Origin of the sequence: Vibrio sp. 05-20-BW147 (genome assembly GCF_013369385.1) — a bacterium.
Taxonomy (GTDB): Bacteria; Pseudomonadota; Gammaproteobacteria; order Enterobacterales; family Vibrionaceae; genus Vibrio; species Vibrio floridensis.
On record NZ_SZTO01000072.1, the window covers coordinates 1 to 2,202 of the forward strand.

A 2,202-nucleotide genomic window follows, 5' to 3' on the forward strand; every position below is an offset into this window, starting at 1 on the left:
TACCACAAGTTACTGACTTAATTGAGAAAGAACTGCTATTTCTAACTGGTTTTCTGAAGCAAACCACAAGGCAAGAACCAACTTGGCCGCCAAAAGCGACTAACCCAAAACCAGTAATTCCACTTCCCTGCCCAATGAGGCAACCCGACAAAGCTCCAACAAGCGCCCTTTTTTTCCAACCAAAGCGCAAAACAATACCGAATTGCCGAGGCAACTGCCAAGCTGAAATGCTAATTGGCTAAGAACCTAAAAGCGACTTTAAGCCAGTTAAACAAAAGGCCAACCACCACGACCTGACAATGAAGCAACCCACGAACATTGACATGTTTTACGGGCGGAGGAATTCAAGAACTTAGGCCGACAATACTGATTTGCTGAGTCTACTAGGGACGAATTGCCAAAGGGACAAAGAACTAAAGCCCAAGACCTTTAAGTCTTTGAATTTCAGGTAAACATAACGCCGCGTTAAGTGGTGAACAACGCAAACCACCAAACCTAAGCCATTGTACCTTAAACACTAAATTCAACTTGAACTGAAATCGCCAAGCGTTGTGAATCCGCCTTAAACGCTTTGTTAGGCGAAGTTTCCCACCAATGTTTAAGTTGCTTTGAAAGCAGACTACCCGAAACAAAATAAGCAACCAAACACCCACTGACTTTTTGTGATTCAAGAACCAAAAATATCACTATGTTTCAGCCAAAGTTCCAACAACCACGAAATGCAGACCTTCAGCAACAAAATGGGTTTTGAGCCCGAAAAACCCAAAGCTGCAAACTTAAAGCGAGAGCGAAAACCTCGATTAACTTGCCCTTTTCACACTTTGAGCCAGTGAGATTCTCAGCCAACCGACTGTGAAAACTAATGAGGCAATCCGCGAACCTTGGCATGTTTTACGGCTGGAGAGGTTCAAGAATTTGAGCCGACAATGTTGAATTGCCGACTTGGTAAAACGAATGCTTAAAGAAAACTAAGAAGATGAGAACAAAGAACTTTCCTGCCCGTCGCCTAACGCTGCGTTAAGGGGTGAATGCCGCATAAACCAACTTTCCGCAGACCACTTTCACCACTAAAACCACCGCATACCAAAAATGCCATGCGGCATGAATCCCTCTTGAACGCCTTGTTATGTTTAAGACTCAAAGGGTTAAGTTTTACGATACCAAGAGCTTAACCCGACCTAGCTTTGAAAACCAAAATCAGAAGCTAACATACTGAATTAACTCATAAACTTGATTGTACTGACATTGAATTTTGACGTCAGAAACCGAAAAGCTGAAGCTCTATTTTTGAAATTGAGCAACCTGCACTCACCTCACCCAAACACTATATTTAAATGAGGCAACTCTCAGAATTTTTAGCGTTCACGAATTGGAGTCCAGTAAACAGAGGCCACTGAAGTCAACTTGCCGACAAAACCGAAATTAGAAAGCCGAGAAAGCAAAAAAAGATGCAACCAACTGATTTTACGTGATTAAACATAACGCCCGCCTAAGGGGCTGGCAACGCACAACCACTAATCTCAAACACAGCAGCCGTAACCACCGCGGCTCAATGGGACTGGAAACGCTACGCGTTGACAGTCCCTCTTGAGGCGCTTGTTAGGTGAATTTACTCGTACACCTGCCCATTGTGTTTCAACCAACCGTGAGCATGACGATTTTGAGGATCTTTATGAGTCCAGTGAAGAATTCCCCCCTTTTTGTTCCATTCGTATTCACCATAAAACTCAACACTGTCGCCAACCTTCAAGTTCGGAATTCTCGGTGCTAAGTCGATGTTATGAGCAACAAGCAATGTTTGTCCGCTATTGAGCTTTAAAATGAATTTTTGATGCCTCGAACCATCGTTGTCGTCGGGCAACACTTTCACTACCTGTCCAAGTCCTTGAACCTGCAAGTCACTTTGTTGCGATTGATAAGCTTGTTGTAAAACGGCGTCATTGGCATACAAGCTAACCGAAAAACAGCTTGCGAGAACGAGCCAACACGCTAAAAACCATTTCATAAAACTGTCCTTGTTCAACCCGCTGACCATTCACCTAACGCTGCGTTAAGGGGTGAATGCCGCCTAAACCAGCTTTCCGCAGACCACTTTAACCACCAAAACTCACCGCATACCAAAAATGCCACGCGGCATGAATCCCTCTTTAACGCCTTGTTATATTTTTATTTGTACACCACTTTGAACTGCTCTAGAACCAG

Annotated in this window: 2 protein-coding genes and 1 pseudogene; all 3 read right to left on the reverse strand. The window is 43.8% G+C overall.

Annotated elements, in window-relative coordinates:
* Positions 1-1,006 precede the first annotated feature (1,006 nt).
* Positions 1,007-1,141: a DUF3265 domain-containing protein gene (locus FC652_RS19955; protein ID WP_255199204.1), complete on the reverse strand. Its 135-nt coding sequence runs from the start codon at positions 1,139-1,141 to the stop codon at positions 1,007-1,009.
* 468 nt (positions 1,142-1,609) lie between these two features.
* Positions 1,610-2,005, reverse strand: a complete 396-nt coding sequence (locus FC652_RS19960; protein ID WP_176299887.1) for a DUF3465 domain-containing protein — start codon at positions 2,003-2,005, stop codon at positions 1,610-1,612.
* Positions 2,006-2,096: 91 nt separating this feature from the next.
* Positions 2,097-2,162, reverse strand: a pseudogene (locus tag FC652_RS19965) (DUF3265 domain-containing protein); the annotation flags it as partial.
* Positions 2,163-2,202: the final 40 nt, after the last annotated feature.

Coding starts and splice junctions, on each gene's coding strand:
- FC652_RS19960 (WP_176299887.1), bottom strand. CDS start 2,005: ATGAAATGGTTTTTAGCGTGTTGGCTCGTTCTCGCAAGCTGTTTTTCG.